Annotated in this window: 11 protein-coding genes; 6 read left to right on the plus strand and 5 right to left on the minus strand. The window is 56.9% G+C overall.

Going from position 1 to position 15426, the window contains the following annotated elements; all coding sequences use genetic code 11:
• Positions 1 to 28 precede the first annotated feature (28 nt).
• Both K3757_RS06470 and K3757_RS06475 read right to left on the minus strand, forming a co-directional pair.
• Positions 29 to 3469, minus strand: coding sequence for a pyruvate carboxylase (locus K3757_RS06470; protein ID WP_260000295.1), 3441 nt, complete (start codon positions 3467 to 3469; stop codon positions 29 to 31).
• 189 nt (positions 3470 to 3658) lie between these two features.
• Positions 3659 to 4801, minus strand: coding sequence for an alpha-hydroxy acid oxidase (locus K3757_RS06475; RefSeq protein WP_260000296.1), 1143 nt, complete (start codon positions 4799 to 4801; stop codon positions 3659 to 3661).
• A gap of 219 nt (positions 4802 to 5020) precedes the next feature.
• Between K3757_RS06475 and K3757_RS06480 the strand changes: the two genes are divergently transcribed.
• Entirely contained in the window at positions 5021 to 7432 is a 2412-nt protein-coding gene (locus K3757_RS06480) for an ATP-dependent helicase (RefSeq protein WP_260000299.1), read from the plus strand.
• A gap of 3 nt (positions 7433 to 7435) precedes the next feature.
• Here the strand turns inward: K3757_RS06480 and K3757_RS06485 are convergent, their stop codons facing one another.
• A complete protein-coding gene (locus K3757_RS06485; RefSeq protein ID WP_260000301.1) occupies positions 7436 to 8062 on the minus strand; it encodes a hypothetical protein in 627 nt (208 codons plus the stop codon).
• A gap of 280 nt (positions 8063 to 8342) precedes the next feature.
• Complete coding sequence (locus K3757_RS06490; protein ID WP_260000303.1) at positions 8343 to 8561, minus strand: DUF1127 domain-containing protein; 219 nt, start codon at positions 8559 to 8561, stop codon at positions 8343 to 8345.
• A 510-nt stretch (positions 8562 to 9071) separates the two neighbouring features.
• Between K3757_RS06490 and K3757_RS06495 the strand changes: the two genes are divergently transcribed.
• Positions 9072 to 10145, plus strand: coding sequence for an Mrp/NBP35 family ATP-binding protein (locus K3757_RS06495; protein ID WP_260000305.1), 1074 nt, complete (start codon positions 9072 to 9074; stop codon positions 10143 to 10145).
• A 5-nt stretch (positions 10146 to 10150) separates the two neighbouring features.
• On the opposite strand, the gene K3757_RS06500 is transcribed toward K3757_RS06495, so the two are convergent.
• A complete protein-coding gene (locus K3757_RS06500; protein WP_260000306.1) occupies positions 10151 to 10900 on the minus strand; it encodes a hypothetical protein in 750 nt (249 codons plus the stop codon).
• A gap of 876 nt (positions 10901 to 11776) precedes the next feature.
• Between K3757_RS06500 and mraZ the strand changes: the two genes are divergently transcribed.
• Genes mraZ through K3757_RS06520 form a run of 4 tightly spaced genes read left to right on the plus strand, consistent with a single transcriptional unit; the run spans position 11777 to position 15407 of the window.
• Complete coding sequence (mraZ, locus tag K3757_RS06505) at positions 11777 to 12280, plus strand: division/cell wall cluster transcriptional repressor MraZ (protein ID WP_260000308.1); 504 nt, start codon at positions 11777 to 11779, stop codon at positions 12278 to 12280.
• A gap of 6 nt (positions 12281 to 12286) precedes the next feature.
• Entirely contained in the window at positions 12287 to 13270 is a 984-nt protein-coding gene (rsmH, locus tag K3757_RS06510; RefSeq protein WP_260000310.1) for a 16S rRNA (cytosine(1402)-N(4))-methyltransferase RsmH, read from the plus strand.
• Positions 13267 to 13617 (plus strand): cell division protein FtsL, encoded by a 351-nt coding sequence (locus K3757_RS06515; RefSeq protein ID WP_260000312.1) that lies wholly within the window; start codon positions 13267 to 13269, stop codon positions 13615 to 13617. Before rsmH ends, K3757_RS06515 begins: the two co-directional genes overlap by 4 nt.
• Positions 13614 to 15407, plus strand: coding sequence for a penicillin-binding protein 2 (locus K3757_RS06520; RefSeq protein WP_260000314.1), 1794 nt, complete (start codon positions 13614 to 13616; stop codon positions 15405 to 15407). The genes K3757_RS06515 and K3757_RS06520 overlap by 4 nt, the downstream gene beginning before the upstream one ends.
• Positions 15408 to 15426: the final 19 nt, after the last annotated feature.

A 15426-nucleotide genomic window follows, 5' to 3' on the forward strand; every position in this document is an offset into this window, starting at 1 on the left:
TGATACGGCGTGGGGGAGGGGCGGCTCTTTATTCCAGCTCTACCAGCAGGTCCTTGGCGTCGATCTGTCCGCCAGGAACGACATGCACAGCTTTGACGACCGCATCACGTTCGGCATGCAGGCCTGTCTCCATCTTCATCGCTTCGATGGTTAGCAGCAAGTCGCCTGCTTTCACAGCAGCTCCGACTACGGCCCCGACAGACGCTACAACACCCGGCATCGGTGCACCGATGTGGTTGGGGTTGCCTGTTTCCGCTTTGGGGCGCTGTGCGGTGGTGGCTTTAACCAGACGGTTCGGCACGCGGATCACGCGTGGCTGACCGTTCAATTCAAAGAACACCTTCACTTCGCCATCCTCATTGGTATCGCCAATGGCCTGCAGGCGGATTTCCAGTGTCTTTCCGGGGTCGATTTCAGCAGAGATTTCTTGACTGGCTTCCATACCGTAGAAGAACGTTGGCGTCGGCAGCGTGCGCACGGGCCCATATGTGGCATGGCGGCTCATGTAATCGGTGTAGACCTTTGGATACATCAGGTAGCCTGCAAGATCTTCGTCATCAATCACCGCGCCGTCAAATTGGGCCGACAGCTCCTCGCGCACTGATTCTAGATCAACAGGCGCCAAATGTGCGCCGGGGCGTTCCAGATTGGGTTTTTCGTCCTTAAGAACCTTTTTCACAATTGTATCGGGAAAGCCGCCGGGAGGTTGGCCCAGATTGCCGCGCATCATGTCGATGACAGAATCGGGGAAGGACACATCGGTAGCAGGGTCTTCGACCTGCGCGCGCGTCAGCCCTTGGGACACCATCATCAGCGCCATATCACCCACAACCTTCGAGCTTGGCGTTACCTTAACGATATCGCCGAACATCTGGTTCACATCGCGGTAGGTGCGTGCCACTTCGGGCCAGCGGTCATCAAGGCCAAGGCTTGCGGCCTGCGCCTTGAGGTTGGTGAACTGCCCGCCTGGCATCTCGTGCAGATAAACCTCGGAGGAGGGCGCCTGCATGCCTGTCTCGAAAGCGGCGTACTGGTGGCGTACTTCTTCCCAATAGTCTGAAACTTCTCGGACAGCGGTCATATCAAGACCGGTGTCACGATCGGTGTGGCGCAGCGCCTCAACCACCGATCCCAGCGTCGCCTGAGACGTATTGCCCGAAAACGCATCCATCGCGCAGTCAACAGCGTCCACGCCTGCTTCGCTGGCCGCCAGAATTGTCGCGCAGGCAATGCCTGCTGTGTCATGGGTGTGGAAGTGCAGCGGCAATCCAACCTCTGACTTCAGCGCGGTTACAAGCTGGCGCGCCTGTGCGGGTTTTAAAAGACCTGCCATGTCCTTGAGGCCAAGCACATGGGCGCCTGCCGCTTTCAGTTCCTTGCCCATCGCGACATAGTATTTCAGATCGTATTTGGCGCGGTCAGGATCGAAAATATCGCCAGTATAGCAGATCGTGCCCTCACAGACTTTGCCTGCGTCAATCACGGCATCCATGGCTACACGCATGTTCTCCACCCAGTTGAGGCTGTCGAAAACGCGGAATACATCCACGCCGGAAGTCGCGGCGGTTTTGACAAAGTGTTGGACCACATTGTCAGGGTAGTTGGTGTAGCCGACGCCGTTTGAGGCACGCAAAAGCATTTGCGTCATGATGTTCGGCATCCGTTCGCGAATGTCGCGCAGGCGCTGCCACGGACATTCCTGCAAGAACCGGTAGGCCACGTCAAAGGTCGCGCCGCCCCAGCATTCGACAGAAAACAGTGTGGGCAGATTGGCAGCGTAGGCAGGGGCAACCTTGATCATGTCGTGGCTACGCATACGGGTGGCAAGCAGGCTTTGGTGCCCGTCGCGCATGGTTGTGTCTGTGATCAAAAGCTGGCGCTGCTGGCTCATCCAGTCGGCCACAGCTTGCGGGCCTTTCTGCTCTAACAGGTTGCGGGTACCCATCATCGGCTCTGCGCGGCTTACGGGTGGTAGTGGCGCACGGGTTGCGTGGGCGGGCAGGGGTTTGTCTTTGGTCTCGGGGTGACCATTGACGGTAATATCGGCGATGTAGGTCAACACCTTGGTGCCACGGTCCTTGCGCGCGGCGAACTGGAACAGCTCGGGCGTCTCGTCAATGAATTTGGTGTGGTAGGTGTTGTTCAGGAACGTCGGGTGCTTCAACAGGTTCTCAACGAAGGCAATGTTCGTGCTAACGCCTCTGATGCGGAATTCGCGCAGAGCGCGGTCCATGCGTGCGATCGCCAGTTCGGGCGTTTGCGCCTTTGCCGTTACCTTGACCAACAGGCTGTCATAATAGCGCGTGATGACGCCGCCGGAATAGGCGGTGCCGCCGTCCAGACGGATGCCCATGCCGGTGGCCTCACGAAACGCAGTGATCCGGCCATAGTCGGGAATGAAGTTATTGAGCGGGTCTTCTGTGGTAATGCGGGTTTGCAGGGCGTGACCATATAGCTGGACATCAGCCTGACTGGCCTTTCCGGTGGCCTCGGCAATTGTTTTGCCCTCGGAGATCAGGATTTGCGCCTGCACAATATCGATGCCAGTCACCTCCTCGGTCACTGTGTGTTCAACCTGTACCCGCGGATTCACCTCGATGAAAAAGAACTCCTCGGTCTCCATATCCATCAGGAACTCTACGGTGCCGGCACATTCATAGCTGACATGGTCACAGATTTTGCGACCCAGCTCACAAACATGGGCGCGTTGCTCTTCGGTCAGGTAGGGGGCGGGCGCACGCTCCACCACCTTCTGGTTGCGCCGCTGGACCGAGCAGTCACGCTCATACAGATGGTAGATATCGCCGTGACGGTCGCCAAGGATCTGTACCTCGACGTGCCGTGCCTTGAGGATCATCTTTTCAAGATAGCCCTCGCCGTTGCCAAAGGCGGCTTCGGCCTCGCGGCGGCCCTCACGAATTTTTTCTTCCAGTTCTTCCTCGTTGTAGATCGGACGCATCCCGCGCCCGCCGCCGCCCCATGACGCCTTGAGCATCAGCGGATAGCCGACGTCTGCCGCTTCTTTCTTGATCGCGGCCATATCGTCGCCCAGAACCTCTGTGGCGGGGATAACGGGCACGCCAGCCTCTATCGCCACGCGCCGCGCCGAAGCCTTATCGCCAAGCGCGCGCATGGTTTCCGCCTTGGGGCCGATGAAGGTGATGCCGTTTTGAACGCAGGCATCGACGAAATCAGGATTCTCCGAAAGCAATCCATAACCGGGGTGAATAGCATCTGCGCCACAGTCTTTTGCCACGCGTATCATTTCGTCGATGCTAAGATAGGCTGCGACGGGGCCAAGCCCCGCACCGATGCGGTAAGCCTCATCTGCCTTGAAGCGGTGTAGCCCCAGTTTGTCTTCTTCAGCAAACACGGCGACGGTTGTTTTACCCATCTCATTGGCCGCACGCATGATGCGAATGGCGATCTCGCCACGGTTCGCGATGAGGATTTTGCTGAATTCGGTCATGGAGAAGCCTTTGCAGTTGCGCATATCCGGCAATTTGTAGCCACAACCTTTGCAGTGCCGCAATGCGTGTCATTGGGTAGAAGCGGTATTTAGCTTCAGTTCCTCGTCAGAATTCCAAAAACGGCTGCAAAAGCGTCTTTTACGACTGTGGCAAGGATGCGTGGGCGACCCGATGCTCTCGAAATCGCGTCAATTCGAAAGCGAAATAGGCTCAGGCAGGTCTTTTAATGTGCGCGCGCCGATCTGGCCCATATTGGAGGCCATATCCTTGGCCAGAATGTCGATCAGGTGGTCAACACCTTTTGGCCCCAAGGCCCCTAACGCAAAGTGGAATGCGCGCCCCAGCATGACAAAGTCAGCGCCAAGCGCCAATGCGCGCAGAATGTCCAACCCGCCTTCGATCCCGCTATCAAAGACCAGCGGCAACTTGGTCGCGGCGCGGATGTCGGGCAATGCTTCTATCGCGGCGGGGGCGCCGTCAAACTGTCGGCCAGCGTGGTTAGAGACCCAAATACCGTCGGCGCCCAATGCTTCCAGCTTTGTGGCGTCTTCGGCGCGCAGCACGCCCTTTATCAAGAAATTGCCGTCCCATTCGTCGCGCAGCCAGTTCACATATTCCCAGTCCGGCGCTGTGCGCAGCAGGTAGCCCACATGCGCGGTCGGCGACAGACCGTCTGTGGCCGCGTTTGCGTATTTGTCCAAGCCGCGCATATGCGGCATGCCGCGCTGGGCCATGCCCATGGCCCAAGCAGGACGCATCGCTACCTGCGCCAAAAGGCGCGGGGTCAGCCGTGGTGGATTGGTGAGCCCAGAGCGGACTTGTCGTTCGCGGCGGCTGGCGACGGGGACATCGACAGTAAGGATTAGCGTGGAAAACCCTGCTGCCTTCGCGCGTGCGAGCATATCGCGGCGGATTTCCGCATCACGGGGCGGATACATCTGGAACCATGCGTGTTCGCCCAGATGTGGTGCGATATCTTCGGGGCTTTGGGTGGCGACTGTGGATATGCTATAAGGTATGCCAGCGCGCGCACCCGCGCGGGCCAGATGGCCCTCTGCGTCGGGCCACATCAGGCCAGACATGCCAATCGGCGCGATGCCAAAAGGCAGGGGCATGTCGTGCCCCAGAAAGTTTGTCGAAAGATCGGGCGTGAACTCACCGTGCAGGATCGAGGGCATCATACCCAGTTTGTCCAAGCCGATGCGGTTACGAGTCTTCGTGGCTTCGTCACCTGTCCCACTGTCCAGATATTCCCAAACGAATTTGGGAATTCGCTTTTGCGCGCGGGTGCGCAAATCACTGAGGGCGGGGTATTTTGAATGCAGATCCATGACAGCATTTGGCGGTCAGCGCGATGCTTTGTCCAGCACCAGTTTGCCACTTCGCGCACCTAATCCCACAGGTCAGGGAACGCACAAGCGTGGGCATGCCAATTTTGGGTGCGCATTTTCCCTGCCCAAGGCACACTAAACCTGCCTCATGAAAATTGATGTAGAACATAGTGCGAACGTCTCTTTAATTCCGACGGCTTTCGGACTAGTTTACCCGGCATGAGCAGTTTTGATGAAAATGCCGCCTTTGAAGGCGCCTCTTTGTCCGCGCGTGCAATGGCAGCGCGTCCACAACCGTATCTTGATGGTCTGAATCCCGCACAACGTGAAGCTGTGGAAAAAATGGACGGTCCGGTTTTGATGCTGGCGGGGGCCGGCACGGGGAAAACACGTGCGCTGACCGCACGGATTGTACATCTGCTTAACACCGGTCGCGCGCGCCCGAACGAAATTCTGGCCGTGACGTTTACGAATAAAGCCGCGCGCGAGATGAAAAATCGCGTTGGGGCCATGCTTGGCCAACCGGTTGAAGGAATGCCATGGCTCGGCACTTTCCACGCGATTTGTGTAAAGCTGCTGCGCCGCCACGCCGAACTGGTAGGATTGAAATCAAACTTCACTATTTTGGATACTGATGACCAGCTTCGTCTGCTGAAACAGTTGGTAGCCGCCGAAGGCATTGATGACAAACGTTGGCCCGCAAGGATGCTGGCAGGCATCATTGACGACTGGAAGAACCGCGCATTGACGCCGGACAAGATACCGGCGGCGGATGCCGGGGCCTATAATCATCGCGGCCCGGAAATTTACGCCGCCTACCAGAAACGTCTGTTGGAACTGAACGCCACTGATTTTGGTGACCTGCTGTTGCATATGGTCACGATCTTCCAGACGCATGAAGACGTGTTGAACCAGTATCAACGCTGGTTCAAATACATCCTTGTTGACGAATATCAGGATACCAACGTCGCACAGTATCTGTGGCTGCGCCTTCTTGCGGCAGGTCACAAGAATATCTGCTGCGTGGGCGATGACGACCAGTCGATCTATGGTTGGCGCGGCGCCGAAGTTGGCAATATCCTGCGGTTTGAAAAGGATTTTCCGGGCTCGCACGTGGTGCGTCTTGAGCAGAACTACCGTTCCACCCCGCATATCCTTGCGGCTGCTTCCGGCGTGATTGCCGGTAACGCCGGACGCTTGGGCAAGACGTTGTGGACAGAGGCAACGGACGGAGAGAAACTCCGTCTGATCGGCCATTGGGATGGCGCTGAAGAAGCCCGCTGGATCGGAGACGAGATCGAATCGATGCAGCGCGGCACACGCGGGCTGCGCCCCTTCAGCCTTGATCACATGGCGATTCTCGTGCGTGCATCGCACCAGATGCGCGCGTTCGAAGACCGGTTCCTGACCATCGGTTTGCCGTATCGTGTGATTGGTGGCCCGCGGTTCTACGAACGGCTCGAGATCAGGGACGCGATGGCCTACTTCCGCGTTGTGACCTCTCCTGATGATGATCTTGCGTTTGAGCGGATTGTGAACACGCCCAAGCGCGGACTTGGGGATGTGGCCCAGAAGAAAATTCAAAGCGCGGCGCGGGAAAATGGCACCAATCTTGTTGAGGGTGCACGGATTTTGCTCTCTCAGAACGGCATTGGCGGGAAGGGCGGCGCGCAACTACGGCTGCTGATAGAGGGGATCGACCGTTGGTCATCCAAGCTGCGTGGCCCGCGGATCGAAGTGAATGACGATAGCGTGTTGGACGACGGTGGACCGGTTCGAATGGACTTTGCCCCGCCAGAGATGAGCCATGTTGAACTGGCAGAGATGATTCTGGACGAAAGCGGCTATACCGGTCACTGGCAGAACGACAAAACGCCCGAAGCGGCGGGGCGTCTAGAGAACATCAAAGAGCTGGTTAAGGCGCTGGATCAATTCGAGAATTTGCAGGGATTCCTTGAGCATGTCAGCCTGATCATGGACAATGAGCAGGAAAGCGAAGGGGCCAAGGTTTCTATCATGACGCTGCACGCGGCAAAGGGGTTGGAATTTCCCGCCGTGTTCCTGCCCGGTTGGGAAGATGGGTTGTTCCCCTCGCAGCGGTCGATGGATGAAAGCGGACTGAAGGGTTTGGAGGAAGAGCGGCGGCTGGCCTACGTCGGCATCACCCGCGCAGAAGAGATTTGTACCATTTCGTTTGCGGCCAACCGACAGGTATTTGGCCAGTGGCAAAACGCGATGCCGTCCAGATTTATTGATGAACTGCCCGAACAGCATGTGGACGTGCTGACACCTCCTGGCCTTTATGGAGGTGGATACGGCGCGGCCATGCCGCAAAGCACGCTGCACGAAGCCGCGTCCGAGGCGAATGTTTACAATTCTCCGGGGTGGCGGCGTTTGCAAGCGCGTGCAGGCACGCGCGGGATGAGCCAGCCAAGCGAATCCAAAAACGTCACCATTGATATGACTGCAACCAGCAGCTTTGTTATGGGGGAGCGGGTGTTCCACCAGAAGTTCGGCTATGGCTCTATCATCGGGATTGAAGGTGATAAACTGGAAGTCGCCTTTGAAAAAGCGGGCGACAAGAAGGTCGTTGCGCGATTCTTGACAGCTGCGGATGATGTGCCCTTCTAAGAGTTATGAGGGGGGCGTGTCCGGTGCCGAACTGTCTATGATTGTGCAGGTATAAAACTTGTCTTCAATCGCCTGTTTGCGCAAATCTACCTCAAGCTTGAGAAGGTTTGCCATGCTGCTGGCGTAACACTTTGTAAGTGCTGCTTCGATTGCCTCCTGAAGAGAGTCCCGCCGTGTGGCCCAGCCGAAAGCAGTATTGCCGGACACGGAAAATGCGCGGTGTCCTTCTGTCCTGCCTTGGTAAATCCCGAATTTTTCACTGGCGCGTTTGTTTAGCGTGTTCCGAGGGATATTTACGGTGTCCATATCCGCTGGATAGGTCACGCCCGCTAATACACATTTTCCTTCATCGGCGTACTTGTCGCAAATACGACGCGCCAGTTCAAATGCGTCCTCAAGACGATTTGCACCAGTGAAAGAGCCCCAACCTGAACCGCCTTGCTCGATGAATATGGCACCGAAATAGCGGTTTCCCTCAGCGAATTTTTCCAATCCGGCGCGTTGGTTCTGTTTCAAAGCGCCGATGTTTTCGATTTGCGTGATACCTGCCGCTTCAAACAGATGCACATCTGCGTAGGAGGGGGCCGCAACAGAAAGCCAGAAAAGGGCACAAACACGGATGATTTTCATTGGATAGCCTGCCTTTTCGCAACGTTCCTTAAACAATGATCGAAAAAGGTGGCGATTTTCCGACAGGATATAGGTTATCGCGCGGAAGCAGTTATGCCGGAAATGCAAAACGGCGGACCCCAGGGAGGTGGGGGCCGCCGCTCTATAAGGTGCACCCTTCCGAATGGGAGGAGGGAAAGATGCAGCTTTCACAGCGCGGGGTCATCAGGGAGGTGAGACTCTGCCGTGCCGTCATTCCCCTGCGGATCGATGGGAGGAAAGACCCGCAGGGAATAGGGATTTATTTAACCATTTCAGCCGCTTCAAGGGACAGGCGACGGAAGTCACCGCGCGAGAAGCCCAGATCGGCCAGATCGCGTGCTGTGAGTGTGCACAGCTCATCATATGTCTGGCGGTAAACTTTGCGCTGGCGCATCTTCAGACCGATCGCATCGAACATTGCTGCAATGCGGCGTGGCTGTGTGGATACGGTTGCGGTTGTGTCTGTGAAGTATGCCATTGGCTCTCTTTCATCTCGATTACGTCTTGTTGTGATCAGTATTTAGGGATTTGACCATTTGGTTCAAGACGTAATGCTGCAATGCGGCTATGCATTTTTTGCATATGCAGAAATTTTGGTATGCGGCTGTTTCTACGCAATAATACTGACAGATTCTCACGGTTCTGTGATCGCGCGCCGGGTGCTGGAATAAAAAAATGGCGACGACATCAGGGAGGAGGAAGATGTCGCCGCCTTAAAGAAAAGAGATGCCCGGGAGGAGGATGGGAACCTCTTTGATATTCAAGAAAACCATCGGGAGGATTGCTTTCATGCATTTGTTTTAGCGCTAATTGCTGCGCTTGCACAATCTTTTTTTGCGCAATGCTGCCATGCGGCATGCGCATATGTTGGTTGTTGCTTAATATTTGTGCACAGGATTTTGGGCGAAAGTGATGACATGCCGCAGCGCCGAGACTTGCGATTTCTGTCTGATCTGCGATGTCATGCGCTGTCACAAGGAGTAGTGCGATGCCCGTCACCAAAGCAGATGTAGAAGCGGCCCTGAACAGGATCAACTTGCCTGACGGACGCAGCCTCATGGACCACGATCTGGTCCGCGCTCTTTCGGTCGAAGACGGCGCTGTGCGTTTCGTGATCGAGGCACCAAATGCAGATGTTGCGCGGTCGATGGCGCCTTTGCGGGATGCTGCGGAAAAGCTTGTTTCGGAGATTGCAGGTGTAACGAAAGCAACTGTTGCGCTCACGGCGCACGGGCCTGCCGCCAAACCTGCCGCGCCACCCAGCCTCAAGATCGGCGGGCACCCCAAACCACAGGATGGCCCGACAAAGCCGAGTGGTGTTCAGCGCATCCTTGCAATCGGTTCGGGTAAGGGGGGCGTTGGTAAATCCACCGTCAGCACCAACCTCGCCGTGGCACTGGCCAAGCAGGGCCGCAAGGTCGGATTGCTGGATGCAGACATCTACGGCCCCAGTATTCCGCGCATGATGGGCGTGAGTAAACGTCCGGCCAGCCCAGATGGCAAAACCATCATCCCGCTGAAGGCTCACGGCGTTACGCTGATGTCTATCGGTTTCATGATGGAAGAGGGTAAGGCGACCATCTGGCGTGGTCCTATGCTGATGGGGGCCTTGCAGCAGATGTTGGGGCAGGTCGAGTGGGGGGAGCTTGATGTGCTTTTGGTGGATCTGCCGCCTGGTACCGGCGATGTGCAGCTGACCCTGTGTACCAAGTCTGAACTGTCAGGCGCGATTGTCGTGAGTACACCGCAGGATGTGGCGCTGATCGACGCGCGCAAGGCGCTCGATATGTTCGCGACGCTAAAGACCCCTGTGCTGGGCCTGATTGAAAACATGTCTATGTTTGTGTGCCCCGATTGTGGTTCAGAGCATGCGATCTTCGGGCAGGGCGGTGTGGCCGCAGAGGCGGCAGGCATGGACGTGCCGCTGCTGGGGACATTGCCGATTGACCTGGAGACGCGGCTTGCCGGGGATGGTGGCATGCCAGTGGCGGCTGGTGACGGACCGATGGCGCAAGCCTATGCACGCATTGCCGAGGGGCTGATAAAAGGCGGTATGGCCTGAGCAGGTCAGGCTTTCTGGCGGGCCTGTAGGGAATAGAGCGTGGTCAGCACGCTGAAGATCAGCAGGCCTTGTGCGATGTAGATTGTCATCTCGATCGCCAACTGGTGGCCGGAGCTGTCCAAATCTATTAACGTAATAAAGCTGGTTGCCAAAGTATTCGCGAGCGCAAGAACCGCAGCGACACCCCAGAGCGGCCTGGAAACCGAGACTGTATAGCGCCAGCTTTTCGCCATCGAGATCGGTTTGCCCAAGGCGGCGGCAGGCAGGATCAGGCTGAGCCGGAGCGACAGCCAAAGTAGAAAAAGCTGTGTGATGAACGTCGATAGCAGAATCGATACCAGCGCAGGGGCAGCTGTGTCGGCGTCGTTTGATCTGATGCTCAGAATAAGCGGAATTATTAATGCGAAGTTAACCGCAATTTGTATCGCGGTTAAGGCAAGCGCACGCCAGATATAGCCAAACACCAGCCTCACTGTCATGGGGCGCTGCTCTCCCATGTCGTGAAGTGTATGGCGGTGCCACAGGATCGCCATCATGGCATAGCTGAGCACAAAGGCCGTCAAAACCACGAGAGATGAGCCGCCCGCGGCGGTTCCTTGCGCACCCGACGTGAGGAAGCCGGGGGCAATTATGGCCGCCGCAAATCCTACAATCGCCATCAACACGAGCGCCGGAGCCAGCACAGTCACTGTTCTGAGAGGGTGCTTTGTAAGAAGACCAACGGCCCTTTGTAGCAAGTTGAGTGTCGTGATCACCGGGAGCGTGTCCTCGTTTGTGTGCTGTTCTTTTTGACCGTTTGGCAGGGGTTAAGCAAGGAGATCGCCTTAGAAGGCCGTGGCATGTGCGGAAAATGGGTCACAGGGCGCAGGGTCAGCGGGTTGTTCAAGCGTCCGATGCGGCTGATGTGTGGGAAATGATGGGATTTTTGAATCCAGCTACGTTCTGCCATGGGAAATGATGGCCGGATTGAATGGTTTTGAGCGATTCGGATCGATAAATGGCATTTACATAGGAACAAATGGGGAATACTTCCTGTGGATAACTTTGTGAGCAAAATTTTCTGGGAAATTATGGGAAATTTTGGGCCATCAGGAATTGGTCTATATGTTGTTGTTTGTCTCCCAAGTGGCGCTAATTGTACCCTAGATTTGGCAGATTTGGCCGCTAAATGTTGTTTTTCATGCCTGTGGGGAACTAAATGCGGTAGTCGAATTTGAAAATAATTGTAGACGCCCATGATTTCCCATGGCATCCCTTGTTTATCGGATGAGAGCGAGAACAGGGGCACCAAACGACCCCACGCAACAATAAACTCTAGCAGGTTTCATACAGGCACCTCGATTTCATCAGACCAAGAGATCCGGCGCGCGAGCGAGCAGACATCCCCCCAGGTGGCGCGCGCAGTCGGACTTCCCCGCACAGCGGGATAAAGCGGCGGGTTGATCAGTGGCAGCAGATCAATCCGCCCTTTTTACTTTCGGCAAGACGCACAGCAAGTGCGCACCGATTCTACAGGCTACCGCGCCAGGACATGCACCGACGGGTGCGCAGGCAGGCGAAAAAAAGACAGGCGCAAATTGCGCGACCAAGGACAAGGCCAAGCCAGCAGGGGCAGGCATTAAGGAAATCCAGTGAGCCGACGGTTCAGAGGCGAAAGCCAACACAAGGTCGATACGAAGGGGCGGGTTTCCATACCGGCCTCTTTTCGACGTGTGCTGGAAGCGTCCGATCCGAACTGGAAAAGCGGCGAGAATCCCGAACTTGTTATTGTCTACGGTGATCACCGCCGCAGCTATCTTGAGTGCTATACCATGGAAGCCATCGAAGAGGTGGACGCCAAGATTGATGCGTTGCCGCGCGGCTCAATGGAACGCAAAATGCTACAGGCCCTGTTCCACGGACAGTCGTTCCCTACGACTGTCGATGAAACCGGGCGTCTGGTTCTTCCCGCAAAGCTGCGCGGAAAAATCGACTTGGAAAAAGAAGCTTTCTTTATCGGGATGGGTGACACTTTCCAGATTTGGCAGCCCGAAACATATGACACCCAGGAACGCGCCAAGCAGGAAGCATGGCTCGACGAACTGCCAGAGGACTTCGATCCGATGCAGTTCCTGGATGGCCCGGTCGGAGCGTAGCGGGTCATGGCTGCCAACCAGACCTCCCCCCATATACCGGTTCTGCTCCGTTCCATTCTGAAAGCTGTCGCGCCAGTGCAAGGCATCTGGCTGGATGGCACCTTTGGGGCGGGCGGCTATACACGCGGTCTTTTGGATGCAGGTGCTGAGCGCGTGATCGCGGTGGACCGCGATCCGTTGGCGTTCGAGATGGCGCAGCCTTGGGCGGACGAATACGGTGACCGGCTGGTGATGCAGCAGGGTGTGTTCTCGAAGATGGATGAATATGCCCAGAACCTTGACGGCGTTGTGCTGGATCTTGGTGTCTCCTCTATGCAGCTTGATCTTGCTGAACGTGGTTTTTCGTTCATGCGCGACGGGCCGCTGGACATGCGCATGTCGCAGGACGGTCCTTCGGCTGCGGATCTGGTTAATGAGGCCACAGAAGAAGAGCTGGCTAACATCATCTTTCTCTATGGTGAAGAACGCGCAAGCCGCCGGATCGCCAAGAAAATCGTGCTGGCCCGCGCCGACGCGCCCATCACCCGCACACTGGAGCTGGCGAAGCTGGTTGAAAGCTGTTTGCCGCGTCCCAAGCCGAACCAGAGCCATCCCGCAACACGGACATTTCAGGCACTGCGCATCGCGGTGAACGATGAATACGGTGAGCTGTGGGGCGGGCTGATGGCGGCTGAGCGCGCGCTTAAACCCGGCGGCCAACTGGCGGTTGTCACGTTCCATTCGGTCGAGGACAGGATGGTTAAACGCTTTTTGACGGCACGGGCCGGGGCGGGCGGCAACGCCAACCGCTTTGCGCCGCAGGCCGTGCAGGACGCACCACAGTTCACGCTGAAGTCGCGCAAGGCCATTGGGCCGGATGAACAGGAGCTGGAAGAAAACCCTCGCAGCCGCAGCGCCAAACTGCGCGTGGCCACGCGGACGGATGCACCAGCGGGCAGCATCGAGGCAAAGGCCATTGGCATGCCGATGATGAAGGGGAAAAAGAAATGAGATCGGTTATTTACGTGTTGACTGCTCTGGGTGTGATCGGGCTGGCTTTTTGGGCCTACCGTGAAAATTACGCCACTCAGGCGGTGTTGAATAACACGGACCGGCTTCATGCCGAAACACGCGAGGCATACGCCCGTTTGGCTATTTTGCGCGCCGAGTGGGCGTTCCAGAACCGTCCTGACCGGCTGCGCGATCTGGCAGAGCTGAATTTCGAACGTCTCCAGCTTTTGCCGCTGCACCCGGACCAGTTCGGTCAGATGGACGAAGTGCAATACCCGATCCCTGATTTACTCCCGATCACCAACTCGATTGATGTCTCCACGATGAACGCGGAGGATCCGCTATGATCCGTACTCCCCTGCGCCCGCTGGCGCGCATCCTTGAGGCGCGTGCCAACGGCGAAAATCCTGATGCGATCGAACACCAGAACCGTCGTATCCGGCACGAACAGATGCGCGACCGTGATCGCAACCGTGCCGAGGGCCGCCTGCTGGTGCTGGGCGTTTTCTTTTTCTGTGCTTTCGCTGTTGTGGGCGCACGGATGGGGCTGCTTGCTGTCTCCGATCCGGTTGAGCCACGCGCCCACGCGCCCGGGTCTGTGATCGCGAATACCCGCGCAGACATCGTAGATCGCAATGGCAATATTCTTGCGACCAATCTGGATACCCACGCACTTTACGCCCAACCGCCACATATGGTGGACCGCGAAGGGGCCGCGCGCAAGCTGGCCAAAATATTCCCAGATCTGAACGAAGAACGCCTCATCAAAGACTTCACTGGTAAGCGTAAGTTCTTGTGGGTGAAAAAGAAAATCAGCCCTGAGCAGATGCAGGCCGTCCATGATATCGGTGACCCCGGTCTGCTGTTCGCACCCCGTGATATGCGCCTTTATCCGAATGGAAAACTGGCTGCACACATCATGGGTGGCGCAAGCTTTGGCCGTGAAGGTGTGCGCGCAGCCGAAGTTATCGGTGTAGCCGGTGCAGAGAAATACTTTGACGATTACCTGCGCGATCCTGCCAATGCTGGAAAGCCGCTTGAGCTAAGCCTTGATCTAAGCGTTCAGGCCGCGTCAGAGCGGGTTCTGGACGGCGGCATGAAGCTGATGAACGCGAAGGGGGCGACCTCGATTTTGATGGATGCCCACACCGGCGAAGTCATCAGCGTCGTCTCCTTGCCAAGCTTTGATCCCAACAACCGGCCGCGCCCCGCGGTCGAAGGGGATGCCTCTGACAGCCCGCTGTTCAATCGCTCGGTCCAAGGTGTTTACGAGCTTGGTTCGACGTTCAAGATTTTCGCAGCCGCCCAGGCAATGGAGCTGGGGCTGGTGAATGCAAGCACGATGATAAATACAGCCGGACCGATGAAAGTGGGCGGTCACCGCATCGGTGAATTCCACAACAAGAACTACGGCACGATCAGCGTAAGCCAGATCATTGAAAAGTCGTCTAACCGGGGCACCGGTCGCCTGGCGCTTATGATCGGTAAAGAACGCCAGCAAGAATTTCTGCGCAGTCTTGGTCTTTTTGATAAGTCGTCCTTTGAAATCATCGAAGCTTCTGGCAGCACGCCGCTTTTGCCGTCGCGCTATACGGATTTGTCTGCGGTTACCATTTCCTACGGTCACGGCATTTCGACCACCGCCATGCATCTGGCGGCTGGTTATGCTGCTATTGCCAATGGGGGACGGGCCGTAAAGCCGACGCTGCTCAAACAAAACGGTCCCGTAATGGGGGACCGTGTCATGCGCGCGGACGTGGCCGCCGCATCGCGCGAGATGCTGCGCAGCGTTGTGGTCGGGGAGGACGGCACCGCCTCTTTTGGCGAAGTTCCGGGTTATTTCGTGGCAGGCAAGACGGGGACTGCGGACAAACCAAAGCCGCGCGGCGGCTATTATAAAGACAAGACGATCACGACCTTCGCCTCGATGTTCCCGGCGCATGATCCGCGCTATGTGCTGGTCGTAACACTTGATGAGCCGGTAGAAACCTCCAGCGGCAAACCGCGTCGGACCGCCGGTTGGACAGCTGTGCCAATCGCGGCCGAGATGATCCGCCGTGTTGCCCCTCTTTTGGGGATGCGACCTGCCATTGAACCCGCAGAAGTCGCTGGTATAACGCTCACCAGCAGCAACTAAGCCGGAACTGGCCCCTATG

This window comes from Sulfitobacter sp. S223 (assembly GCF_025143825.1).
Taxonomy (GTDB): Bacteria; Pseudomonadota; Alphaproteobacteria; order Rhodobacterales; family Rhodobacteraceae; genus Sulfitobacter.